This window comes from Shewanella insulae (assembly GCF_009831655.1).
Classification (GTDB): Bacteria; Pseudomonadota; Gammaproteobacteria; order Enterobacterales; family Shewanellaceae; genus Shewanella; species Shewanella insulae.
The window spans coordinates 34,878-57,881 of sequence record NZ_WRPA01000024.1 but is presented as its reverse complement, the minus strand read 5'-3'; the positions used below and the strand labels follow the sequence as shown (position 1 = coordinate 57,881).

Here is a 23,004-nt window from a genome sequence, read left to right as displayed (position 1 = left end):
AAGCAGCGAAGGCGCGGTTCTCATTAAGGCCAGAGCACGAAGATGCTCACAAACAGGTCGGATATACGTACGCAGTATTACTTTCTGTTACTCACAAAATGTTTGATCTATCCGAGGTGTCCATATACGTACTTGCGGCGTCTCACAGGCGTATCTGCACGTAAAGCCTGCCGCAGGCAATTCAAAACAATAACGGTTAACGCTATACATAGCCAAATTCGTCAAAGCTAGTTGAAGCTCAAAAACTAAATGCTTTATCTAATAAACCCTATCCATCAACCACAATGGTTAATCGAAAAGATGAGAAACTAGGTGTAGATACGCCGGTGAGCTTCCGAAACAGGGCCAAAAATGTTCCCTACATTTTTTGGCATTCCCTCCGTCCATGGAGGTCAGATGTTTCGGCAGAGCCTACAGGGAATGTACTTGCGGCGTCTCACAGGCGTATCTGCACATAAGGTCGTTCATTCACATCCATGTGATCGCGACATTGGTGCATCCATGCACTGCACCTTCCGCAGGCAATTCAAAAAAATGAAGGTTAACGCTACATTAAGTTTAAATAAAACCAAGCTAGGTCTGCTTGCCAATACCACAATCTAGGCGCTTGGACTTGCGCCTTCCTCATCGTGTTCTAACCCAATGGCCTCTACCCCATCTGGTAGCGCACTCTCACTGATATCCACTATGGTGGAGCGGTTCATGGTGATCTTGTAGCGGGCAAACTGGGGTGGCTTGCGGCCCTCTTGTAGGGAGAGCACCAGGTTTATCTGGTAGCGGCGCTCTACCGAGTCGCTGCTGATCTTGCCGTCGGCCTCCTTGTAGATCTTGGCCTTGCCGCGCTCCAGGTAGCGGGCGAAGGGGGCCAGGCTGAAATTCACCTGCTCCTGTATGGTGGAGTAACCGGCGAGAAAGTCTTTACTGGCGATGCGCGAGTTGATGCCATAGTGGAGTATGTCGGCGTCCAGCTTGTTCTGGCTGTGGCGGCGCTTCAATATCTCGTCTATCTCCCCGGGGAGATCCTTAGACTTGATGAAGTCGATCCACACATGCTGCTTGGCGATCATCGCCTGGCTGGTAGTGTCTCGCAGGATACGGCTCCAACGCGGACGGCCCTTCTGGATCACCCGCCACAGGGCGTTGCGAATATCTTCCTTGAAGATCTCGCGAAAGCCATAGATCACCGCCAGGGTAAATACCAACGCCATGGTCAGGCCGCTGAAGATCCCCTGGGCCTTGATGATGAGTGATGAGACCACCAGCATGACGAAGGCGGTAGCTATGCCTGTGGTCATCTTCTTGAGGCCCACACCGAGTCGCTTCTGCTCCTCTTTTAATACTACCCCTTGCTGGATCAGGCGGCGCAGCAGCAACATCTTGTTAGAGATGCGGTTTGGATCATTCAGGGTCTGGGACGAGTTATAGTTCTTACCGTCACGGTAGCTGCTCTCGCTGCGGCAAAGATTGATCACCTCCTCTACCAACTCGCTGTAGTCGCTTCTGCGCGGCGCGTGGGACATGAGTTTCAGCAGGCGCTGCTCGCAGAACCAGGAGAGGTAGTTGTCGGCGTTCTCGAAATAGTGCTTCCACTTGGGGTCGCTGGGCTCGTTACGGCGAAACTTCTTCAGCAGCTGAGTCACTATCTCGCTCAGCTCCCTGAGGGAGGTGTAGAACTGCTCCACATCCTCCACCTGGGCCAGCTCCTTGCTGTCGGTCTCGATAGCCACGGCAAACTGGTAGGCAAACAGGTTGAGGTAGAGCCTGAACTCCTCGACAGTACGCTTCTTCTGACTGATGAAACGCCCCTGCACCAGCGGCAGGTGCAAGCCTGAAGAGTAGTAGGAGCGCCGACCGGCGATGGCCGCATGATAGTATTCTTCTTCGTCCAGGCTCTGGGGATTGATCCCCATCTCTTTGGGCAGAAAGAAATAGAGGTCGAGCCGCCTATGGTCACCCACCTTCATCTGATGGGTGAACTTAATCGACAGAGACTCTTCCTGCTTGATATTAACCTTAGACACAAAACCTCAGAATAATAGAATTATTTCAGTAATTTAGAAATGCACATCCTGAGTATAGCCCAAGTGCGGCTATTGCACTATACGGCAACCGCAGACGGTGTTACTCGGCTGGAACAATACCACGGCATAGTCCCTGTGGGGATCTAATTCAAGGGGCTCGATAGAGAGGTTATGCATCCCCTTGCTGTCCAGGTTAAAGGAACTGATATAGGAGAGGTATTGCATGTGTCTCGGCATGGCATCGGTCGACTCGGCGCCGCTCTCCTCCTTGGTCTGAACCGAGAAGTTGTATCGCCCGTTAGCCTCATCGAACTCCAGATACTTACCCTGCATGCGTATGATCCCCGCCGAGGTGCCGTCGAGGTTAAAGTAGCGGTAGTTGATCTGCGCCTGCTGCTTCTTGGCCATGATATCCACCAAGAGGTAGTGACGCCCCTCCGCCTCGGCGTTGTCGCGGCGGTCGAACAGCTCTGAGCTACAGCTGAGCATCAGGGTTTCGCTGGGATTAAGATAGCGATAGCTGATGGTGATGCTTATCGCCAGCAGCCCCAGCACGATAATATTGATCGCCCACAGCACCTTTCTATTCACACAGAGATACCTCTTTAAACCAGGCCTCAGAGATAAACACCTTCTGCTGCCTGTAGTCGGTTAACTTAAGGTTGCGCACCAACGACTGCCCCAGCTTCTCGCCCCGCATGGTGATATTAAACACCTGCTTATCGTGGGACAGCGACATATAGACCTCTTTCCAGGGCGATGACTCGCAGCGCTTGAACGCCTGAGACATTTTCTCCGATAGCCGCAGCAGCGAGGTGTTATTAGTCTTGGACTTGGCGTAGCTGATAAACATCACCTTCTGCCCCGACTCCAGGGTAATACTGTGGCGCAGGTAGGGCTCGGTGGGTTGCCGCTCGAAGCTGACCGAGGAGAAGAGTTGCAAGGAGACCAGGGCCCCCAGCAGCATGACGATAAGCCCAATCCAGGCCTTAATCCAGCGATGCCGCTTGCCAAACAACCAGGCCAGCACCGCCTCGATACGCTCGCCCAGGCCATGGGGCTCGCCGCTTGCTAAGGCGTTATCGGCTGGATGGACAGACGAGGGGACGCCGCTATCCAGGCGCAGGCGGTAGCCCTTGCCCTTGACAGTTTCTATCATGTGTTCGTGCAGCGGGCCGAGGAAGGAGCGCAGCATAAATACCGCCCGCGCCACCGACGAATCGCTTAATGGCGGATGCTCGTCATCCCCCGCCCCTAAGACGCGCTTAGCCACTACCTTGTCGCTATTGGCCAACAGGAGTGATAACACCTGCAATTCGGCGCGCGGTAGGTGCCACGCTTCACCGGTCAACTCGTTGGTGAGCACGCCTGCATGTCTGTCGAATCGGCAATCGCCCAGTTGCATTTTTGTTACTCTCTCATTTCACTGTCCATAAGCTTATGCAAACGCTCCCCAAAAATCTGTGATCGCCTCTATCTCCTCGAAAGTCATCTAAAAATTACCCTTAAAACGAGTAAGCGAAATTCACCTATGTGATCCCCACCTCCTTCTTCACATCTCTAGCGCCGTTATTTATCGGCACACGAAACCCAGCAAATTAACATGAATGCTACAAATAGAGTGATCTAGCTCACAGCACAATTCCATATGGCAATGAATATGAGGGCTGACGATTGAGTAAACCGATAACCGCGGCGCAAAAAATCGACGCCAACGAATTGCCGCCCGACCCAAAGCTTCATCCAGCCCAAGTCACACTATTTGCAATCTACCCAGACCACACTGACCCCAAGTTCAAACCGGCGTATCCCTTTAACCACGCCAACAACAAAAATAACATCTATCCAAGTGAGGACATTGTCATGACCATCAATAGACGCCAAGCACTTAGCCAAATCATCGGCATCAGCACCGCCGCGGCAGGCGCAACCCTAATGGGCACATCAGCCTTCGCCGCCACCGACGATCAAGGTAACTACAAATTAGAGTTAGGTGAGAAGCTTAAATATGTACCCCTAGATCCTATGGCAACGGCTAAGCTGGCCTATGAGACAGGTGGCGGCTGTATGCATCAGGTGTTCTACGCCTTAGTGACCATGCTGGCTAACTCAGACAGCGCCGACGCCGACAAGTTTAAGACCATTCCTACCGCACTGGCAGGCTATGGCTGGGCCGGTATCGTAGGCCAGGGCACAGTCTGTGGTAACAACAATGCCACCGGCATGTTGGTTAACATCCTCGACGACATCAATGGTCAAAACTCTGCTGTTATCGGCGCCTCTTTCCGCTACTACGAGGTGACTGAACTGCCTTATTCAAGCGACGAGTTCGTTGCCGGTATCGGCTCAACCGCCGAGAAGACGGCCCTGGTCGGTAAGTCATCGGTTGCCAACAGCATCCTGTGTCACTCCTCTATCAGTAACTGGTCTAAGGCCTCTGGCTTTACCTTCAGCCAGAAGGGTGAGCGTTGTAAGCGCCTGTCCGCCTCTGTAGCCTATCATCTTGTCGAGCTGCTTAACCGTGCCTACAAGGGTGAAGATATCTCAGCCCTGCCTGAATCAAAGCCTTCAGATGAGGCGCAGAACTGCCAAAGCTGTCACGGCGTTGATGCCACCATGGGCAGCGCCGCCAGCGTGAAGTCAGATATGGAATGTACGACTTGCCATACCGGCCACTTTAACTAAAGGAGCGGGTCATGAATGAGAAGTTATTAACTGCCCTACTGGCAACGGCGCTTATCTGCGGCGGTTGCGGTAGCGACGACAATGACAATGATGACAACGGCGGCGAGATCACTCCGCCACCGGTTGCCGACACCATAGATGCCGGTGAGGCTCTGGCCATCAACCTGACCCTGGCCGAGTTTGACGGGGAGACGGGCACACTCAACTTTGCCCTGAAGGATGACGCCGGTTTAGCCATCACCAATGCCAAAGATTACCGCATCGTCTACTTCGGTTTCCCCGATAGCACGACGGCGTCTTCTAAAGCCAAGGCATGGAAACACTGGCACGTGACTCAGAGCTATCTCTGTGACAGCGCCGAAGGTGACTGCCAGGGCGTACTACTAGAGACAGACAAGGGTCAATACAGCTTCGATGCCACAGATCTTAACTGGGACGCCAACACGGCCCCTGGTTCGGTAAAAGAGTATAAGGTAGGTATCGAGATCAAAGGTGCCAAGGCGACCAACGAACTGGTTCTGCTCCCCTCCACTTAACCCACTGCACCACTTTGAGGGTCACCGCCTGGCGTGTGGCCCTTTTTTTATGTCTTAGAAAGCATCCCGTGTCGGCCAAGGCTGAGACTAGGTATGCAAACTAAACATGCTCATGAGTATAGGTATGAATATGAACGTGAGCCTAAGCATGGGCATGGGTCAGCCTAGCCAGAGATCAGGAGGAGATTATTGCTCGCCGAGCAACTCGGCCAGCGAAGGCAGATAGTTGGAGGGCTCAAATACCGAATAGATGAGCAGAAACAGCAGCAATAGCTGAGAGATCAGCAAGATATATTGCTGCTTGGTCATGCGGCGTGCGGGGCCGTTACCCAGCAACTCGCGGCGGGGCGAAAACTTGGTATGCAGTATGTACCCTTGATCGCCCACCGACTCCAATAGCTTGCCCGACGGGTTGCCCAGAAAGAAGCGAATGCGGTCCACCGCCTGTACCAGACGCGCCATATTGGCCTCATCCTCGGGAAGACAGGCCAACAGATCGGCATTGGACATCACCTGTCCACGACGCTCGGTCAATAATTTAAGCACGGCAAACTCCGCACCAGGCATTCGCCAGCTGGTGTCATTGTCCTGATTCGACAGAGTCGACTGGGACGGTTCAAACCAACAGCAACCTATCTGCATAGGAGTCTCACACTAAAGGGGTAATAACACAAAAATCGCGATGCCGAATCTGGCCATCGTCTACCTATTAGTGTGACATTTTAACCGGGCAACTTTCGTGACGATCAGCACATAACCCATTAAATTATCTGAATAATTATGATACATCCAGATACAGACTTAAGCTCGGTTAGGCTTAATTTCAGCCTGATTTCAGACTAACTTGCAGGCAAAAAAAAGACGCCCCGAAAGGCGTCTCTTGAACCCGATAAAACCCGATTAGAAAGAGTACAATAGGGTCATGTTGGTTTCGGTATCTGTGCTCTTCTTATCGTCCAGCGGCTCGCTGTTGTAACGCACGATAACGGCAAACTTCATCGCCAGGGCGCCAACAATATTCGCGGTAATAGAAGTCTCAGAACGGCCTTCCAGGCTCTCACCATAATCGGCCACAAACAGCTGCTTAAACTTAGAGTTGTCGGTGATCTCCGTCTCGAAGTTCATCACGCCGTGAGCAACCCAGCTATCTTCTGTGTCGTAACCCGCTTCGGCGGCGCTCTCATCGTCCAGGCGCTTGTATTGGTAACCCGGACCGACTTCGACGGCGAAGGTGGTCTTCTCGGTATCGACAAACTTGTGACCATAACCGGCAGAAACCGTCGACTTAGAATCGAAACCGGTAAAAGGGTCTATCTCATGGTTGGCGTTGGCAAACATATAGTTCACGTCGCTGAACTTGTAGTTCCCCTGAACCAGGCCGTAGTAGCGCTTACCCGTCTCCTCGCCGCTGTCCTCTTTGTAGAGGGCTTCTAACAGGTACTGGTTTTCCCAGTTGCCCAGCTCATGCTTCATGTCCAGACGGCCCTTGAGTGAGGTCGTCTCTGTGTTACCTGTGGTAACCGTCGCACCCAGTTCGGCGTCGGCGGCAAAGGTTCTGTCACCCTTAACGAAATCGGCGCCCGCATGCGCTGCAAAAGGGGCCGCCATCAGGATGGCCGTAGCCGTCAGCAATTTTTTCATTGTCTATTTACCTATTTATCTAAGTCCCTTAAAAATTGGCGCAATAGTATCATTCGGCGCACAGAAATGAAAATTACACTTGCCTTTCCAGCATCTTGAGCTAGGGGCTCACCTAGGGGCGAGAGTTAGTCCTTACTCTTTGTGGCGTTTTTGCCATAAAAAAGCCCGCCAAATTGGCGGGCCTCTATTTTATATCAAGCTTTTATATCAAGCTTTCATATCGAGTCGTCAGACCGAATTAGTTCACTTGTGGATCTAACTCGCCAGACTGATATGCCTTATACATGGCTTGCAGTGACTTAGGCTTGATCTTAGAGCCCATGCCCGCCGCACCGAAGGCTTCGTAGCGAACGGTACAGATGTCTGCCATCGCTTCCATAGAGGCCTTCAGGAATTTACGCGGGTCGAACTCGCTTGGGTTCTCCGCCAGGAACTTACGTACCGCACCGGTAGAGGCCAGACGCAGGTCGGTGTCGATGTTCACCTTACGCACGCCGTGCTTGATGCCTTCGACGATCTCTTCCAGTGGCACACCATAAGTTTCAGGGATGGCGCCGCCATACTGGTTGATCACTTCCAACCACTCCTGTGGCACAGAAGAAGAACCGTGCATCACTAGGTGAGTGTTAGGGATACGCGCGTGGATCTCCTTGATACGGTCGATACGCAGCACGTCGCCGGTAGGCTTACGGCTAAACTTGTAGGCACCATGGCTGGTACCGATAGCGATTGCCAGGGCATCCACATGAGTGTCGGCCACGAAACGCGCCGCCTCTTCCGGCGTGGTCAGTAGCTGCTCTTCGCTCAGGATACCTTCGGCGCCAACACCATCTTCTTCACCGGCTTGGCCAGTTTCCAGGCTACCCAGACAGCCGATTTCACCCTCTACCGACACACCACAGGCGTGGGCGAAGGCTACCGTCTTACGGGTTACGTCTACGTTGTACTCGTATGTAGCCGGTGTCTTACCGTCGGCCATCAGTGAGCCGTCCATCATCACAGAAGACATACCCAGCTGGATAGAACGCTGACACACGTCAGGATGAGTACCGTGATCCTGGTGAATACACACTGGGATATCTGGGTACTGCTCGAGCGCCGCCGCCATCAGATACTTAAGGAACTGAGGACGAGCGTACTTACGTGCACCGGCTGATGCCTGGACGATAACCGGGCTATCTGTGGCTTCAGCCGCCTGCATGATGGCGCGCATCTGCTCCAGGTTGTTAACGTTGAACGCGGGAACGCCGTATCCGTGCTCTGCGGCATGGTCTAGCATTTGACGTAGGGAAATTAAGGCCATTTTTAACTCCAATAATAGGGTGGCATCGGGCTATGCCCGTTTAACCACCGAGGTCACTATCGTTTGGACAGATTTTGATACCGACAGTTAGAGCATGCTTCCAGTGCGCCCTAACCGTCGGCGGTTTCTTATAATATTAATTATGCGTTTTACTTATTCGCCACGGCTTTCCAGCATAGCCACAGCAGGCAGTTCCTTACCTTCCAGGAACTCCAGGAAGGCGCCACCGCCGGTAGAGATGTAAGAGACCTTATCGGCGATGTCGTACTTGTCGACCGCCGCCAGGGTGTCACCACCGCCCGCAATAGAGAAGGCTGAAGAGTCGGCGATCGCCTGGGCGATACGCTTGGTGCCTTCACCGAACTGGTCGAACTCGAACACGCCTACCGGGCCGTTCCAGACTATGGTGCCGGCGTTCTTGAGGATCTCTGCCAGCGCCTCGGCACTATCTGGGCCGATGTCGAAGATCATATCTTCATCCGCCACCTGATCGACCGCCTTGAGGGTCGCACTCGCCGTTGGGCTGAACTCACCCGCCACAACCACATCCGTCGGTACAGGGATGTCACCGCCACGGCTCTGGGCGTTAGCCACCAGACGCTTGGCTTCGTCGATAAGGTCAGCTTCATAGAGTGACTTACCCACGTTGTGACCGGCAGCGGCGATGAAGGTGTTGGCGATACCGCCACCGACTACCAGCTGATCGACAATGCCAGAGAGGCTCTCGAGTACGGTCAGCTTGGTTGAAACCTTAGAGCCACCGACGATAGCCACCAGCGGACGCGCAGGGTTATCCATCGCCTTACCCAGGGCTTCCAGCTCACCGGCAAGCAGTGGACCGGCGCAGGCCACAAGGGCATACAGGCCTACGCCGTGAGTCGATGCCTGAGCACGGTGTGCGGTGCCGAAGGCATCCATCACATAGACGTCACACAGGGCTGCCAGCTTCTTAGCCAGCGCCTCGTCGTTCTTCTTCTCGCCCACGTTGAAGCGCACGTTTTCGAACACCACGACTTCACCGACATTGGCTTCTACGCCGTCCAGGTAGTCTTTGGCCAGACGTACCGGGCAATCCAGCGCCTTGTCCAGGTAATCCACAACTGGCTGCAGTGAGAACTCGCTGTTGTACTCGCCTTCGGTCGGACGACCCAGGTGAGACATCACCATCACGGCCGCGCCTTTCTCCAGCGCCAGCTTGATGGTTGGCAGAGAGGCGCGCAGACGCGCATCGCTGGTGACCACACCGTCGCTTACCGGGACATTGAGGTCTTCACGGATAAGCACACGCTTGCCCTGAAGATCTAACGCTGACATATTGATAATCGCCATTTCACGTTTCCTTAAGTTTAAAGTTAAAAGTAAAAGTTAAAGCAAAACTGGGTTACCCACCGCCGGGACGCTTCACCGGCCATAGGTTTAAATCTTTACAATCAGGCTCTTACGGCCTTTATCATCTCTAAACTGGTGTCCAACATACGGTTGGCAAAGCCCCACTCGTTGTCACACCACAAGAGCAATTTCACCAGATGGCCGTCGCTCACCCGGGTCTGGGTACCATCGACTATGCTGGATCTGGGATCATGGTTAAAATCGCACGATACCAATGGCGCATTAGTATAGCCTACAACCCCTTGGTATGAGCCATTTGCCGCCTGAGATAATACCTGGTTCACTGTATCGATATCGACACGTTTATCTAAGGTGACCGATAAGTCAATTGCAGTCACGTTAATTGTCGGCACGCGCACAGATATCGCCTCGAACTTATCCTTCATCTCCGGCAGGATCCGCTCGATCCCTCTGGCCAGCTTGGTATCCACAGGAATAATCGACTGCCCCGCCGCACGGGTGCGTCTAAGGTCGTCATGATAGGCATCGATCACCTGCTGATCGTTCATCGCCGAGTGGATGGTGGTGATGGCGCCGCTGCGCACCTTAAAGGCGCGGTCGAGCACCTGGATAATGGGCACCAGGCAGTTGGTGGTGCAGGAGGCGTTGGAGACCACCTGATGCTCCGCCTTGAGATCTTGATGATTCACGCCATAGACTATGGTGGCGTCCACGTCACCGGATGAGGGATGGCTTATCAGCACCTGTTTGGCGCCCGCCCTGATGTGGGCCTCACAGGCCTGGCGGTCGATGAGAGCACCCGTGGCCTCGAACACGATATCGATATCCAGTGATTGCCAGGGCAGTTTATCGGCATCGGCCTCATGGAGCAATTGGATACGGTCATCCCCTATGGTCATCACATTGGCGTCGAGTGACGCGGGAGACTGAAAACGACCATGGGTGGTATCGTATTGGGTCAGATGAAGCATGGCTTCGGGGTTGGCGAGTTCATTAATGGCGACAATCTGGATCTGATCCCGCTTGCCTGACTCATAGAGAGCACGAAGAATCGAGCGGCCGATCCGGCCATAACCATTAATAGCAACTTTAATCATTAAGTGCTTCTACTCCTAACACCGTCCTGAGATAGGCTTTCTTGATGCGACAACGGCCTATCGTTATCGATAAGCCGAGTCATCATGGCATAGGTCAAACCTTGACCTATGCCCTTTTGCAGGCACTAGGCCCTAGAGAATGGCGCTTGCCTTAGCAACCACATTCTCAACGGTGAAGCCGAAGTGCTTCATCAGCGCGCCGCCTGGAGCAGACTCACCGAAGGTGGTCATGCCAACGACAGCACCGTCGAAACCGACATACTTGTGCCAGTAGTCGACGTGAGCCGCTTCGATAGCCACACGCTTGGTGACGGCTCTAGGCAGTACAGACTCTTTGTAGTCGGCGTCTTGCGCGTCGAACACGTCGGTAGATGGCATAGACACCACGCGTACCGCCTTACCCTGCTCGGTCAGCGCCTTAGCAGAATCCAGTGCCAGCTGCACCTCGCTACCGGTAGCGATCAGGATAAGATCTGGCGTACCGGCGCAATCTTGCAACACATAAGCACCCTTGGCGATGTTAGCCAGTTGCTCCTCGCTGCGAGGCTGTGCAGGCAGACCCTGACGGCTGAATACCAGTGAAGTCGGAGCCTGACGACGCTCGATAGCCATCTTCCATGCCACGGCAGTTTCCGCCGCATCACATGGACGCCATACCATCATGTTTGGTGTCATGCGCAGGTTAGCCAGCTGCTCAACCGGTTGGTGAGTCGGGCCATCTTCACCTTGACCGATAGAGTCGTGGGTGTAAACGAAGATATTTTGAATGCCCATCAGTGCAGACATACGTACCGCGTTACGGGCGTATTCCATGAACATCATGAAGGTCGCGCCGTAGTTGATGAAACCACCGTGCAGTGACACACCATTCATGATGCCGCTCATGCCGAATTCGCGCACACCGTAGTAGATGTAGTTACCGGCTGGATCTTCCTGGATGCCCTTAGAACCAGACCATAGGGTCAGGTTAGAACCGGCTAGGTCAGCCGAGCCGCCAAGCAGTTCTGGCAACATGGCACCGAAGGCACCGATGGCATTTTGTGATGCCTTACGGCTGGCGATGTTCTCGCCTTTCTCTTGACACTCTTTGATGAAGGCCTGCGCCTTCTCTTCGAAATCGGCTGGCAGTTCGCCAGTGATCACGCGGCGCTTATATTCCGCCGCCAGCTCTGGGTGAGCGGCTTCATAGGCTGCAAGCTTCTCGTTCCAGCTAGATTCGTTAGCCGCGCCCACTTCTTTGGCGTCCCAACCGGCGTAAACCTCTGATGGGATCTCGAATGGTCCGTGCTCCCAACCCAGGAATTCACGTGCCGCAGCGATTTCGGCATCGCCCAGTGGCGCGCCGTGACAGTCGTGGCTGCCAGACTTGTTTGGAGAACCGAAGCCGATAATGGTCTTGCAGCAGATCATGGTTGGCTTGTCGGTGACTGACTTGGCTTCTTCGATCGCTTTGCGAATAGCATCGCTGTCGTGGCCATCGACACCGGCAATCACATGCCAGCCGTAAGATTCGAAACGCTTGGCGGTATCGTCGGTGAACCAACCTTCGACGTGGCCATCGATAGAGATGCCGTTGTCATCCCAGAAGGCAATCAGCTTACCAAGGCCTAGAGTACCCGCCAGAGAACAGGCCTCATGAGAGATACCTTCCATCAGACAGCCGTCGCCTAGGAAGCAGTAGGTGTAGTGGTCAACGATATCGTGGCCAGGACGGTTAAATTGCGCCGCCAGTGTCTTCTCGGCAATTGCCATGCCTACGGCGTTGCTGATGCCCGCGCCCAGTGGGCCAGTAGTGGTTTCAACGCCTGGAGTGTAACCGTACTCTGGGTGACCCGGCGTCTTAGAGTGCAGCTGACGGAAGTTCTTCAACTCATCCATCGGCAATGCATAACCCGTCAGGTGAAGCAGAGAGTAAATCAGCATTGAGCCGTGGCCGTTTGAAAGGATAAAACGGTCGCGGTCGACCCACTCTGGGTTGTTCGGATTGTGCTTCAGGAAATCATTCCACAACACTTCGGCGATATCCGCCATACCCAATGGCGCACCTGGGTGACCAGAGTTGGCTTTCTGAACGGCATCCATACTTAACACACGGATAGCGTTTGCGAGTTCTTTACGAGATGACATGCTCTCTCCTGCTGATTTGAATGTTGGGGATTTTGCGGGCCGATTTTGCGGGCAACAATGAGGGCATATTTTCCCCTACTCGCGGGAGGGACGCAAATAAAATTCGCCTTTTGGCTTAGATTAAATCTATCTAGGCGCGAAAAAATTGTCATCAGCCACCCCGCGCGAAACCTCGGCTCCTCGCCTCACCATGGCCAGAATTTGCACTCATCAGGCTAACCCAAGCAGGCCTGGCTCGTTTCTAACTTGGTAAGTCAGACCCAAGCGAGCTATTGGTGATAAAAAACCGACGCGTTATAACACAAACAAAAGCCACACAATAACAACAGGTTAAGATTAACTTTTATTTAAATTTATCCGACCCATTAGAATTAATACCCGGTTTTACTCCACAATTTTCATCGAAAAGGGTGTCATCCAATCTGATTTCCACTAAAATGGCCGTCTAGATGTAGATACTTCTACACATTCGAATTGTTTTAAAGACGAGATTTTTCCATTATGGCAAAGCACTTGTTTACCTCTGAGTCGGTCTCAGAAGGTCATCCAGATAAAATCGCCGATCAAATTTCTGATGCGGTACTCGACGCGATCTTAGAGCAAGATCCTAAGGCACGTGTAGCGTGCGAAACTTACGTCAAAACCGGCATGGTGATGGTAGGTGGTGAGGTGACCACTTCTGCATGGGTCGATATTGAAGAGCTAACCCGTAAGACGGTTCGCGAGATCGGCTACACCCACTCAGACATGGGCTTCGATGCCGACTCTTGCGCGGTACTCAACGCCATTGGTAAGCAGTCTCCAGACATCAACCAGGGTGTCGATCGCGCCGATCCTAAAGAACAAGGCGCCGGCGACCAGGGCCTGATGTTCGGTTATGCGAGCAACGAAACCGACGTACTCATGCCAGCGCCTATCACCTATGCCCACGCATTGGTGAAGCGTCAATCCGAAGTGCGTAAAGACAAGACTTTGCCTTGGTTACGTCCAGATGCCAAGAGCCAGGTCACCTTCGCCTACGAAGACAACAAGATCGTCGGTATCGACGCCGTGGTACTTTCTACCCAGCACTGCGACAGCGTCAGCCAGTCTGATCTGATCGAAGGCGTGATGGAAACCATCATCAAGCCAGTACTGCCTGAGCAATGGTTGAACAAGGACACCAAGTTCTTCATCAACCCAACCGGTCGTTTCGTTATCGGTGGCCCTATGGGCGACTGTGGTCTGACGGGTCGTAAGATCATCGTCGACACCTACGGCGGCATGGCTCGTCACGGCGGCGGCGCCTTCTCGGGCAAGGACCCATCTAAAGTTGACCGCAGCGCGGCCTATGCGGCCCGTTATGTGGCGAAGAACATAGTGGCTGCCGGCCTGGCGGATCGCTGTGAGATTCAGGTGTCTTACGCTATCGGTGTGGCCGAGCCAACCTCTATCAGCGTCGAAACCTTCGGCACAGGCAAGGTCTCTGAAGAAGTCCTGATCGCTCTGGTACGTCAACACTTCGATCTGCGCCCATATGGCCTGACCGAGATGCTCGACCTTGCCCGTCCTATCTATAAGTCGACCGCGGCTTACGGTCACTTCGGTCGTAACGAGTTCCCTTGGGAGCGCACCGACAAGGCAGAGGCGCTACGCGCAGACGCCAAGCTATAAGATTGGTTCTCGCCAGCCAGCAAAAAGCCGCCTAAGGGCGGCTTTTTTGTATCTTGGTCAATGAGATCTGATTAATTGCGACTAGAGGACTCATTGCCAGTAGAGAACCGTTTCTCAAGATAGTGGCTCAATAGGCTGAAGAGCATGATACCGACTCCGTCGGCCAACAAGTCATAGCCATCGAAGGTGCGGCTGGGAAAATAGTGCTGACTGCACTCCTCGATAATCACCACAATCGCCACCACCAGGGCTCCCAGATAGGGCCTCATCCCCCAACACGACTGCTGCCCTAAAGAAAATCGTCCTAAAGAAAGCCGCCCGAAAGAAACGCGCCTGAAGTTACTGCCCACAACGGCAAACAGGGTCAGGGTGCCAAACAAGATCATATGTCCCAGCTTGTCGCCATAGGGCAAGGCACGGGCTAGCTCAAACAAAGGGTTGCTGCGCCCGGCATCGGCGCTGACGATCAGCCACACCAGGAAACCAGCGAATAACGCCCCCAACAGGGCAAAGCTTCTCACCAACAAAATTGACCCATCCTTAACATGCTCATGTCTCTTCTCTGTCTCAGCTTTCTTATCAAACTCGGCTCTCTTATCAAACGGCTAGCAGTGATCGAAGTGGGCATACTGCATGCACATGAAGCTCAGCTGCTGCGCGTTGAGCAGTGGCACCTCGACCTGATTCGCCGTCGCCAACTGCGCCTCAGGTGGCGGCGCCATGGGCCGAATCTCGGCGCTATAGGCGTTACTAAAGCCACAATCAAACCAGTGCCCATCCCAATTCGCGACATAGATGGCGCGCGGCTCATCGCTGAGCTCGAGACACTTGCAGCTCAACCCCGCCAAAGCCGCCAAGGCCTTAAGCAGCTTGAGGTTATCCAAGGCGCTGAGGGTAACGCCCCCATAAGGGCTCAGCAGTTCGGCGAGACGCGGCGGAAAGTCTGTTATCTTGCTCTTCATAATCTTGCCCTTCATCTCTTTGCTTGTCATAAGGAAACTCACTTAGCCTCTCAAGCTCTGTGTTGTCGACACCGCCAGCAGATAGTAGCCGCGGCCGTCGAACTCGAAGAAGTCCAGCACCTGCATGCCCCCCTTCTGGGTATGGGCGGCGAAGGAACGCTCGTTCTCTTCGGCGATGAAGGTAACCATGTAGGGATATTGGGGCGCCACCAGCGCCTTAAGCTCGGCCACCAGTTCGGCAAACAGACCTGTGCCCCGCTGGGACGGCGCTATCCAGATGGGACCATACTGACAGCTGTTACTGACACTGACTATGCCCTTGCCCGTCTCGAAGCAGTCCACCTCAAAACGATCCGTCTCGAGACGCCGCAAAAGGTGACGATAGAGGGGCCAATCTTCATAGAAGGACCAGCGACCGGCGATCACATAGCCGGCGATCTCGCCGTCGACTTCGGCCAGCAACAGCCAATGCTGCCGAATCAGCTCATCTAACTGCTGACGACTAAAGCTCTGGCCTGTCATCATGCCGCCGCGCTGACCGGGTGCCAATTCCGCCTGCCACTCCCTCGCTTCCAGGGTGGCGATGGCATCGATATCGGTGCGAGTTGCCAGACGGATCACCATGGTTTGCCTACTGCTTTGTTACAGAACAAGAATATCCCCTTAAATCTTCGGGTATTTGCAAAATAGCTAATCGACTACCACACTTAACAAACCTGAAACACCAATAGGTTAGAGCCGATCATGCTGCCGGAAAATATACATACGGGTGTGAGTATACTTGAAAACGAGAATGCGCAAATCAACTTAGTCAGGTGGATGCATCAGTGTGAGCTGATGAAGCGTTATTTCGAGGCCGACGTCGCCTTTGTCGCCCAGCAGACGGACCTGGGATTTGAGATCATCGTCAGCTCCATCAACGATACCCGCAAGTATCTCTCCGGCACCCTGTATAACGAGAAATTCGAGCTCTTCACCCGTCTCGCCAACAGCCAACCCGAGGGGATCAACCTGGATCTGAGCCGCGAGTCTAACGCCGAGCTCCCCAGAGATCTCGCCACCGCCAGCAGCCTATTATCACGGCCGATTCTCTGGCCAGACGGCACCATCTTCGGCTGCCTGTGTGTGATCAATCCCGCCAGCAGAGAGACCGCCAGCACCAACGCCTTCATGTTGGAGCCCTTCCAGGTCCTGCTGCAGCAGGACTTAGCGCTCCTGTGTCAGAGCCAGCGCATCGAATCGCTGTCGATGCGGGATCGCGACACTGGCATGCTCAATCATTACGGCTTCATCATGATGGCACCGCGGCAGCTCAACCTGGGGCGACGCTTTGGCGCACATGCCGGCATACTGTTTTTCGAGCTCTATCCCAATGCACCGCTACTCGATGAGATCGAGGACAAGCATATCAGGCTGCTGGGCAACATCATTCAGGACACCATACGCACCGCCGACATTGCCGCCCACTACAGCCAGAGCCAATTCGTGGTACTGGCGTTTGTCGACGCCGAGCGGGATCTTGGCCATATCAGCCGTAGAGTCGAAAAGCTGCTTATGCAACAGAATGATCGCTTAAAGCTGGATTCGGGCCACTCCTTCTTCGCCCCCGACTCCTCGGCCAAGCTGGCCCCCATGCTGGAGCAGGCCAAGCGGCAACTCAAGTCCCAACAGAAAAGCGATGAGGATGAGATAGCGACTGAAGCATAGCCCCGGATCATGCGCCAAGCTCAGATAAACTCGAGACCCTCGACTGACCATGTAACTGGTCCAATCTGCGCCTGCTTTTTAAGACCCAAAAGCAGATTTTGCTCGCAAATTTGCAAATTTACATTCTCACAACATATTATTTTTGAGTATGATGTAAGCAATTTGTGTCGTCAGTCTTTTGGCTGACGCACCGAAACTAGCGAGTTATGCAATTAAATAATAACAATAAGCGAGCAATACTATGCTAATAGAATGCGTCGAAACCAGCCATTGGCTCAGGGAAGCCGACCACCCCGCGATTACGCTGCCACGTTGGCAACAACAAGTCGATCTGCTCAACGAATTTTATCAGGCCCAGGCCAGTCTGGTGCTGCAATGTATCGACGGCGAATATCAGGTGGTCTGTAGTCGACAGCACACAGATCTCAATCTCTATGCCGGCACCCAGTTTCATGATGCCAGCCTCACCCTGGCCCTGAAGGCCCATACCGGCTATGGCCTGTTGGACCTAGCCAAGAGCCAGGATCCCAATAGCCACCTGGCGCGCTTTAACAGCCTGCTGGCTCTGCCCCTCTACTGGTCGGACGGACAGGCCTTTGGAATACTGCTGATCTGCGACAGCCAGCGCAATAAGCACTTCCAGCGACTGCTGCCGCTGATGGAAAACGCCAAGGCGCTGATCCAGGCGGAGCTTAAACACCTGTATCTGATGCAACAGATACAGATGATGTCGGTACAGGACGATCTCACCTGTATGCTCAATCCCTATGGTTTCAATCTGATGGCGCCGAGGCAGCTGAGCCTGAGCCGCCGTTTCGGCTCCCATGCCGGCATAGTTTTGCTACAGGATATGACTCCCTATAAGGGAGTGATGGAACAGAGCCAGGGACTGAGGCAGTTGGCGCGGGTGATACACCACAATATGCGCGATGCCGATGTCTCGGCCCGCATCGAAGATGGGCTGTTTGCCATCCTGGCCTTCGTCGACAGTCAGGCCAATCTAGAATCTCTCACCAAGCGTCTGCTCAAACAGATCGCCAAGGAGGAGATCAAGGCGGAGATCGCCATAGGGGTCAGCTTCTTTACTCCCACTACACATCTCGCCATAGAGCCCATGGTGGAGGCGGCCAGACAGAATCTACAGGCCAACCGTGAGCTAAAACAGAAGCATCAAGGCGAGAAGGCTTAGCCCTGGCTTTCGCCTTGGCTCTCGTCTCGCTCCTGCGCCTTTGCCCATTGAATGAAGAGCACTATGGGGAAAGGCGACATCATCACCAGCCCAAGGCCGATCAGGCTAGAGACCAGGAGTATTCCCTGGAGCTGCTCGGTCCATAAGGTCAGTCCGTAGATCCCAAGGCCCGCAAGCACCATGGCGAGTCCCAACCAGTGGGCCAGTTTTAATCCTGTCATCATAGCGTTATCTTTCCAATATTAACTTGTCGGCTCCCAACTGGACGACAGTGGAAACAGCTTACCATGAACAAAATATCATGGAAAAACCCCGAATAAGGCTTTTTAATTAGGTGTAAGCTTGTCAAAATATCTGTCTCACAGATTTGGAAGTTTCCCCATGTTTAAGAAGTTTATTTTTATCGCCGGTACCTTGCTCGGCTTATCAGCCTGTCAAAGCGCATCCCTCACAGGCGGCGAGGATCTGGATATTTTAGGAAGTTGGCATATAGAAGCGGTGCAAGGTAAGGCCGTCATCGACTATAGCCCCGCGCAGCTGGTATTTGCCGAGGATGGCGCATTAAGCGGCAACAACAGCTGCAACCAGTTCTTCGGCAAGTATCAACTGGATGGTCGCGCCCTGCTCCTCTCCCCTGCAGGTAGCACTATGAAGGCCTGTGTCGATGCCCTGATGCAGCAGGAGCGCAGCGTAATGCAGGCCATGTCTGAGGTGACCCAGGCCAGGCTAGTCAAAGGTAAGTTACAGCTCAAAGACGCAGATGGCGAAACCCAGCTAGTCCTCAGCAAACAGTAAGTGCTATCGCCAACATAAAAAAACCGCCTGACAGGCGGTTTTTTTATGTATCAAACTAGGCTTGGCTATTTAAAACTAGCTATCCAGACGCTCGGCAATCAGCTGGCTCTGCTCGGCATCGGCGTTGTAGTGCTCGACATCCAGTTCATCCTCAGACTTGGCGATCACTGTGGTGGCCACCAGATCCCCAGACACGTTCACCACGGTACGCGCCATATCCAGAACACGGTCGATACCCGCGATGATAGCCACCCCCTCCAGCGGCAGGCCGACAGTGGTGAGTACCAGGGTCAACATCACCAGGCCGGCACCCGGCACACCTGCGGTACCGATAGAGGCCAGGGTCGCGGTGAGAATGATAGTGATATAGTCGACCCAGGTGAGGTCGATACCGAAGGCCTGGGCAACAAACAGGGCCGTGACCCCTTGATACAAGGCGGTGCCATCCATGTTGATGGTGGTACCCAGGGGCAGCACGAAGCTGGAGATCTTCTTGTTGATCCCTAAAGACTCGCTGGCGCATTTCATGCTGGCAGGCAGGGTGCCGGCACTGCTCGAGGTGGTATAGGCCACCGCCAGTGCGTTACTAATTCCCTTGAAGAACTGCAGAGGGTTGAGCTTGGCCACTAAGGTCAGCACCAGGCTGTAGAAGCCTATGATATGCAGGGCGCAGCCTATGTAGACCGCCAGGATCACCTTGATCAGCGGCATCAACATATCCATGCCGTATTCGCCGGCTACCCAGGCCATCAGGCCAAACACACCATAAGGCGCCAGCTTCATCACCATATCGGTCAGCTTATACATGGCCTCAGCCAGGCTCTCGAATACCTTGATGGCAGGCTTACCGTGGTCGCCGATCAACACCAATGAGATCCCCAGGGCCACGGCGAAGACGATCACCTGCAGGATCTGACCACTGGCCAGGGCTGCGATGGGGTTAGTAGGCACTATGTTGATCAGCGTCTCCATGATGGAGGGCACCTCTTTAACCGCGCTTTGGGTTTCAGCCGAGGTCATCGCCAGTCCGGCACCTGGCTGCATGATATGCCCCACGGCCAAGCCGAGGGTGATGGCGATAGAGGTTGTGCCCAGATAGAAGGCGAAAGACTTAAAACCGATGCGCCCCATCTTGGCGGTGTCTTGCATAGAGGTCACACCGACGATCAGGGAACAGAACACCAAGGGGACGATCAACATCTTGATGGTGTTGACAAAAAGTGTACCGATTGGCTTAAGCAGCACCGCCTGTTCGCCCAGGCCCAGACCGGTACAGATACCCAGCAGCATACCGATAAGGATTTGTAGCCACAGGGGCACAGACATCCAGCCAGACCAGGCTCGGCCCAGCCAAGAAGAGGTTTGTTGACGCATCATTAATAACCTTGAATCACGAGAGTGGTTTCGTCCTGCCGCCCTTCTTACTACTGAGCGAGTTACAACTAAGCGAGTTACAACTAAGCGAGTTACAACTAAGCGAGTTTCTGCGAAGCAAGTCACTACGCAGCAAACGGCAGACGCAAATGGGACTGGGATAATATCAGATAAACCTGGAGTAAGCTGTGACTCACATCAAGGGAGGCCCCATCAGGCCTCGAAATAAGCAGATTCCTGTTTGGCATCGACCCTGAAGGTGTGCAGTGCGGCCGGGGGTTGCTCCCGCTCGATAAGGTGGCTCCAGTAGGCATCGTCGAAGCCATGAAACAGACGCTCCGCCTTGCCCTGGGACTTTAAGATCAGATGCCACCAGACCAGGCCCCAAAGACCTAAGGTAACCAGGGTCAGCAGGAAGTGCAGCAGATGATTTACCGCCTCTCTCTCTCGACTAAGCTCTAATCTATCACGCTGATTTTGATTGAGTTTAGTAATATCATTCCGGTCAGAGTCACTCATCGTCTCACCCCATAGATACCTGGCTATCTCTTATTCAAAGCATAGCAGAGTTAGACTTTAGTCTAAGATCCAATCGAAAAAATTCTAACTCATTCTGGACGTGAAGCATGCTAGAGTGGGGCCAAATTTAAGGAGGCGATAATGCAAATAAGAAAAGGCCAACAATCGGATCTCACCGCACTGGTGCAGTTTAACCAGGCCATGGCCAACGAAACAGAGGGGCTCAGCCTAGATCAACAGACCCTCACCCAAGGCGTACAGACACTATTGGAAAACCCCGCCCGCGGCTTCTACCTGGTTGCCGAGGAGGCTGGCGAGATCTTAGGCTCCCTCATGGTTACCTATGAGTGGAGTGACTGGCGTGCCAAGGACTATTACTGGATCCAGAGCGTCTATATCCGTCCCCAGAATCGTCGCCAGGGGATCTACGCCAAACTATATCAGGCGGTGAAACAGATCGCCGAGGACAATGGCGGCGCCGCCAGCTTCAGACTCTATGTAGAGCAGGAAAATCTTAAGGCGCAGAAGACCTATGAGGCCCTCGGCATGAAGCAGAGTTACTACCTGATGTATGAGGAAAAGTAGCTGACACCAAACATAAAAAAACGCCCTGACGGGCGTTTTTTATGGCTCATGCTAATAGCACAGGCAAGACGGCTTAGGCACAGATGCTGGTGACCTTGATGGCCAGCCCACCCTGACTGGTCTCGCGATATTTCACATGCATATCCTTACCTGTCTCATACATGGTGGCGATCACCTTATCCAGGCTGACTCTGGGCTCGCTGTTGCGCCGCAGCGCCATGCGCGCCGAGTTGATCGCCTTCACCGAGGCGATGGCGTTGCGCTCGATACAGGGCACCTGCACCTGACCGGCGACGGGATCACAGGTCAGTCCCAGGTTGTGTTCCATGCCGATCTCGGCGGCGATACAAACCTGGGCTGGATTGCCCCCCATCAGCTCCGCTAATCCTGCAGCCGCCATAGAGCAGGCTACCCCAACCTCCCCCTGACAGCCCACCTCGGCGCCGGAGATAGAGGCGTTACGCTTATACAGGCCGCCGATCGCTGCGGCAGCTAGGAAGTAACGGGTGTACTCCTTGGCTCCCACGGGCTGAATGAACTTATCGAAGTAGGCCAATACGGCCGGGATGATCCCAGCCGCGCCATTGGTCGGCGAGGTCACCACCCGGCCACCGGCGGCATTCTCTTCGCTTACCGCCAAGGCAAACATGTTGATCCAGTCGACGATCATCATAGGATCCGCCGACAGACGCTCACCGGTTGCCAGCTGACGAAACAGCGCAGGTGCCCGGCGCGGTACCTTTAATGGCCCGGCCAGCACACCTTCGGTGTGACAGCCGCGGTCGATCGCCTCCTTCATTGTGTGCCATACCGCCTCGAAGCCCTCAGCAATATGCTCCTCGCTGTGGAGCACCCGTTCGTTCGCCATCATGATGGCACTGATGCTCATGCCTGTCTCTTGGCACAGGGCCAACAGTTCGGTGGCATTGGCGAAGGGATAGGGCTGGACCACTTCGTTGGCGGCAGTCAGGCCGAAATGTTCCTCGTCGACGATGAAGCCGCCGCCGATGGAGTAATAGGTCTTGTGATAGACACACTGCTGGCCGATAAAGGCGCTCAGGGTCATGCCGTTTTCATGTAGCGCCAATGCCTCGGGGTGAAACACTACCGCCTCGGGCGGAAAATCGACCCCGTGCCCTTCAGTGCCTAACGGCAGGCAAGAGGTCAAGGCGACCTGACGGATAAACTCTGGGGTCAGGTCGATATCCACCGTCTCAGGGCTGTTGCCCGCCAGTCCCATGATGATGGCGCTATCGGTATGGTGTCCCTTGCCGGTGAGCGACAGGGAGCCATAGATATCCACCTTGACGCTGGTGATGCTCAGCAGTTCTCCACGCTGACGCAGGTCGTCAACAAAACCCTTGGCGGCCTTCATCGGCCCGACAGTGTGCGAACTGGAGGGGCCCACACCTATCTTAAAAATATCAAATGCGCTAACCATAAATGCTTCCACTTAGATT

Annotated in this window: 23 protein-coding genes; 7 read left to right on the top strand and 16 right to left on the bottom strand. The window is 54.0% G+C overall.

Annotation, left to right across the window (positions count from 1 at the left end; all coding sequences use genetic code 11):
- Positions 1–599: 599 nt before the first annotated feature.
- From GNT65_RS19010 to GNT65_RS19000, 3 genes are all read right to left on the bottom strand, one after another.
- The gene (locus tag GNT65_RS19010) at positions 600–2,021 is read right to left on the bottom strand and encodes a hypothetical protein (RefSeq protein ID WP_160798772.1); all 1,422 of its coding nucleotides are present in this window, start codon (positions 2,019–2,021) and stop codon (positions 600–602) included.
- Positions 2,022–2,090: 69 nt separating this feature from the next.
- Entirely contained in the window at positions 2,091–2,612 is a 522-nt protein-coding gene (locus GNT65_RS19005) for a hypothetical protein (RefSeq protein ID WP_160798771.1), read from the bottom strand.
- Positions 2,605–3,426 carry a winged helix-turn-helix domain-containing protein gene (locus GNT65_RS19000; RefSeq protein WP_160798770.1) on the bottom strand — a complete coding sequence of 274 codons (822 nt, stop codon included), beginning with the start codon at positions 3,424–3,426 and terminating at the stop codon, positions 2,605–2,607. The genes GNT65_RS19005 and GNT65_RS19000 overlap by 8 nt, the downstream gene beginning before the upstream one ends.
- 458 nt (positions 3,427–3,884) lie before the next feature.
- Here GNT65_RS19000 and GNT65_RS18995 point away from each other — a divergent pair, with 458 nt between their 5' ends.
- A complete protein-coding gene (locus GNT65_RS18995) occupies positions 3,885–4,706 on the top strand; it encodes a cytochrome c3 family protein (RefSeq protein ID WP_160798769.1) in 822 nt (273 codons plus the stop codon).
- An 11-nt stretch (positions 4,707–4,717) separates the two neighbouring features.
- Positions 4,718–5,242 carry a hypothetical protein gene (locus GNT65_RS18990; RefSeq protein WP_160798768.1) on the top strand — a complete coding sequence of 175 codons (525 nt, stop codon included), beginning with the start codon at positions 4,718–4,720 and terminating at the stop codon, positions 5,240–5,242.
- A 186-nt stretch (positions 5,243–5,428) separates the two neighbouring features.
- Here the strand turns inward: GNT65_RS18990 and GNT65_RS18985 are convergent, their stop codons facing one another.
- The 6 genes from GNT65_RS18985 to tkt all read right to left on the bottom strand — a co-directional run bounded on the left by GNT65_RS18985 (position 5,429) and on the right by tkt (position 12,760).
- A complete protein-coding gene (locus tag GNT65_RS18985; protein ID WP_160798767.1) occupies positions 5,429–5,884 on the bottom strand; it encodes a winged helix-turn-helix domain-containing protein in 456 nt (151 codons plus the stop codon).
- A 258-nt stretch (positions 5,885–6,142) separates the two neighbouring features.
- On the bottom strand, positions 6,143–6,883 hold the full coding sequence (locus tag GNT65_RS18980) for a DUF481 domain-containing protein (RefSeq protein ID WP_160798766.1): 741 nt from the start codon (positions 6,881–6,883) through the stop codon (positions 6,143–6,145).
- 238 nt (positions 6,884–7,121) lie between these two features.
- Complete coding sequence (fba, locus tag GNT65_RS18975) at positions 7,122–8,186, bottom strand: class II fructose-bisphosphate aldolase (protein ID WP_160798765.1); 1,065 nt, start codon at positions 8,184–8,186, stop codon at positions 7,122–7,124.
- A gap of 153 nt (positions 8,187–8,339) precedes the next feature.
- Positions 8,340–9,515 carry a phosphoglycerate kinase gene (locus GNT65_RS18970; RefSeq protein WP_160798764.1) on the bottom strand — a complete coding sequence of 392 codons (1,176 nt, stop codon included), beginning with the start codon at positions 9,513–9,515 and terminating at the stop codon, positions 8,340–8,342.
- Positions 9,516–9,616: 101 nt separating this feature from the next.
- The gene (epd, locus tag GNT65_RS18965) at positions 9,617–10,633 is read right to left on the bottom strand and encodes an erythrose-4-phosphate dehydrogenase (RefSeq protein WP_160798763.1); all 1,017 of its coding nucleotides are present in this window, start codon (positions 10,631–10,633) and stop codon (positions 9,617–9,619) included.
- A gap of 132 nt (positions 10,634–10,765) precedes the next feature.
- Entirely contained in the window at positions 10,766–12,760 is a 1,995-nt protein-coding gene (gene tkt / locus GNT65_RS18960; protein WP_160798762.1) for a transketolase, read from the bottom strand.
- A 501-nt stretch (positions 12,761–13,261) separates the two neighbouring features.
- On the opposite strand from tkt, the gene metK reads away from it, so the two are divergent.
- Positions 13,262–14,413, top strand: a complete 1,152-nt coding sequence (metK, locus tag GNT65_RS18955) for a methionine adenosyltransferase (protein ID WP_160798761.1) — start codon at positions 13,262–13,264, stop codon at positions 14,411–14,413.
- A gap of 71 nt (positions 14,414–14,484) precedes the next feature.
- Here metK and GNT65_RS18950 read toward each other — a convergent pair whose 3' ends face one another.
- The 3 genes from GNT65_RS18950 to GNT65_RS18940 form a co-directional block, all read right to left on the bottom strand.
- Entirely contained in the window at positions 14,485–14,940 is a 456-nt protein-coding gene (locus GNT65_RS18950; protein WP_219822477.1) for a VanZ family protein, read from the bottom strand.
- A gap of 78 nt (positions 14,941–15,018) precedes the next feature.
- Complete coding sequence (locus GNT65_RS18945) at positions 15,019–15,375, bottom strand: hypothetical protein (protein WP_160798760.1); 357 nt, start codon at positions 15,373–15,375, stop codon at positions 15,019–15,021.
- Positions 15,376–15,417: 42 nt separating this feature from the next.
- Complete coding sequence (locus tag GNT65_RS18940; RefSeq protein ID WP_160798759.1) at positions 15,418–15,999, bottom strand: GNAT family N-acetyltransferase; 582 nt, start codon at positions 15,997–15,999, stop codon at positions 15,418–15,420.
- A gap of 120 nt (positions 16,000–16,119) precedes the next feature.
- Here GNT65_RS18940 and GNT65_RS18935 point away from each other — a divergent pair, with 120 nt between their 5' ends.
- The gene (locus tag GNT65_RS18935; protein WP_160798758.1) at positions 16,120–17,082 is read left to right on the top strand and encodes a nucleotidyl cyclase domain-containing protein; all 963 of its coding nucleotides are present in this window, start codon (positions 16,120–16,122) and stop codon (positions 17,080–17,082) included.
- Positions 17,083–17,323: 241 nt separating this feature from the next.
- Positions 17,324–18,271, top strand: coding sequence for a GGDEF domain-containing protein (locus tag GNT65_RS18930; RefSeq protein ID WP_160798757.1), 948 nt, complete (start codon positions 17,324–17,326; stop codon positions 18,269–18,271).
- On the opposite strand, the gene GNT65_RS18925 is transcribed toward GNT65_RS18930, so the two are convergent.
- On the bottom strand, positions 18,268–18,495 hold the full coding sequence (locus GNT65_RS18925; protein ID WP_160798756.1) for a hypothetical protein: 228 nt from the start codon (positions 18,493–18,495) through the stop codon (positions 18,268–18,270). The genes GNT65_RS18930 and GNT65_RS18925 overlap by 4 nt on opposite strands.
- A gap of 157 nt (positions 18,496–18,652) precedes the next feature.
- Between GNT65_RS18925 and GNT65_RS18920 the strand changes: the two genes are divergently transcribed.
- Entirely contained in the window at positions 18,653–19,066 is a 414-nt protein-coding gene (locus tag GNT65_RS18920; RefSeq protein ID WP_160798755.1) for an META domain-containing protein, read from the top strand.
- A 75-nt stretch (positions 19,067–19,141) separates the two neighbouring features.
- On the opposite strand, the gene GNT65_RS18915 is transcribed toward GNT65_RS18920, so the two are convergent.
- Both GNT65_RS18915 and GNT65_RS18910 read right to left on the bottom strand, forming a co-directional pair.
- Positions 19,142–20,440, bottom strand: a complete 1,299-nt coding sequence (locus tag GNT65_RS18915; protein ID WP_160798774.1) for a dicarboxylate/amino acid:cation symporter — start codon at positions 20,438–20,440, stop codon at positions 19,142–19,144.
- 213 nt (positions 20,441–20,653) lie between these two features.
- Positions 20,654–20,959 carry a DUF4234 domain-containing protein gene (locus GNT65_RS18910; RefSeq protein WP_160798754.1) on the bottom strand — a complete coding sequence of 102 codons (306 nt, stop codon included), beginning with the start codon at positions 20,957–20,959 and terminating at the stop codon, positions 20,654–20,656.
- 141 nt (positions 20,960–21,100) lie between these two features.
- Between GNT65_RS18910 and GNT65_RS18905 the strand changes: the two genes are divergently transcribed.
- Positions 21,101–21,544 carry a GNAT family N-acetyltransferase gene (locus GNT65_RS18905; protein WP_160798753.1) on the top strand — a complete coding sequence of 148 codons (444 nt, stop codon included), beginning with the start codon at positions 21,101–21,103 and terminating at the stop codon, positions 21,542–21,544.
- Positions 21,545–21,617: 73 nt separating this feature from the next.
- Here the strand turns inward: GNT65_RS18905 and GNT65_RS18900 are convergent, their stop codons facing one another.
- On the bottom strand, positions 21,618–22,985 hold the full coding sequence (locus GNT65_RS18900; protein ID WP_160798752.1) for an L-serine ammonia-lyase: 1,368 nt from the start codon (positions 22,983–22,985) through the stop codon (positions 21,618–21,620).
- Between the last annotated feature and the right edge of the window lie 19 nt (positions 22,986–23,004).

Excerpts from the sequence above, each read along its gene's own strand:
- GNT65_RS18970 (WP_160798764.1), bottom strand. The coding sequence starts at position 9,515 with ATGGCGATTATCAATATGTCAGCGTTAGATCTTCAGGGCAAGCGTGTG.
- GNT65_RS18980 (WP_160798766.1), bottom strand. The coding sequence starts at position 6,883 with ATGAAAAAATTGCTGACGGCTACGGCCATCCTGATGGCGGCCCCTTTT.
- GNT65_RS18990 (WP_160798768.1), top strand. The coding sequence starts at position 4,718 with ATGAATGAGAAGTTATTAACTGCCCTACTGGCAACGGCGCTTATCTGC.
- GNT65_RS18985 (WP_160798767.1), bottom strand. The coding sequence starts at position 5,884 with ATGCAGATAGGTTGCTGTTGGTTTGAACCGTCCCAGTCGACTCTGTCG.
- epd (WP_160798763.1), bottom strand. The coding sequence starts at position 10,633 with ATGATTAAAGTTGCTATTAATGGTTATGGCCGGATCGGCCGCTCGATT.
- metK (WP_160798761.1), top strand. The coding sequence starts at position 13,262 with ATGGCAAAGCACTTGTTTACCTCTGAGTCGGTCTCAGAAGGTCATCCA.
- GNT65_RS19000 (WP_160798770.1), bottom strand. The coding sequence starts at position 3,426 with ATGCAACTGGGCGATTGCCGATTCGACAGACATGCAGGCGTGCTCACC.
- GNT65_RS18905 (WP_160798753.1), top strand. The coding sequence starts at position 21,101 with ATGCAAATAAGAAAAGGCCAACAATCGGATCTCACCGCACTGGTGCAG.
- GNT65_RS18940 (WP_160798759.1), bottom strand. The coding sequence starts at position 15,999 with ATGGTGATCCGTCTGGCAACTCGCACCGATATCGATGCCATCGCCACC.
- GNT65_RS18930 (WP_160798757.1), top strand. The coding sequence starts at position 17,324 with ATGCTAATAGAATGCGTCGAAACCAGCCATTGGCTCAGGGAAGCCGAC.
- GNT65_RS18935 (WP_160798758.1), top strand. The coding sequence starts at position 16,120 with ATGCTGCCGGAAAATATACATACGGGTGTGAGTATACTTGAAAACGAG.
- GNT65_RS18995 (WP_160798769.1), top strand. The coding sequence starts at position 3,885 with ATGACCATCAATAGACGCCAAGCACTTAGCCAAATCATCGGCATCAGC.
- tkt (WP_160798762.1), bottom strand. The coding sequence starts at position 12,760 with ATGTCATCTCGTAAAGAACTCGCAAACGCTATCCGTGTGTTAAGTATG.
- GNT65_RS18900 (WP_160798752.1), bottom strand. The coding sequence starts at position 22,985 with ATGGTTAGCGCATTTGATATTTTTAAGATAGGTGTGGGCCCCTCCAGT.
- fba (WP_160798765.1), bottom strand. The coding sequence starts at position 8,186 with ATGGCCTTAATTTCCCTACGTCAAATGCTAGACCATGCCGCAGAGCAC.
- GNT65_RS18920 (WP_160798755.1), top strand. The coding sequence starts at position 18,653 with ATGTTTAAGAAGTTTATTTTTATCGCCGGTACCTTGCTCGGCTTATCA.
- GNT65_RS18915 (WP_160798774.1), bottom strand. The coding sequence starts at position 20,440 with ATGCGTCAACAAACCTCTTCTTGGCTGGGCCGAGCCTGGTCTGGCTGG.
- GNT65_RS18925 (WP_160798756.1), bottom strand. The coding sequence starts at position 18,495 with ATGATGACAGGATTAAAACTGGCCCACTGGTTGGGACTCGCCATGGTG.
- GNT65_RS18910 (WP_160798754.1), bottom strand. The coding sequence starts at position 20,959 with ATGAGTGACTCTGACCGGAATGATATTACTAAACTCAATCAAAATCAG.
- GNT65_RS18945 (WP_160798760.1), bottom strand. The coding sequence starts at position 15,375 with ATGAAGAGCAAGATAACAGACTTTCCGCCGCGTCTCGCCGAACTGCTG.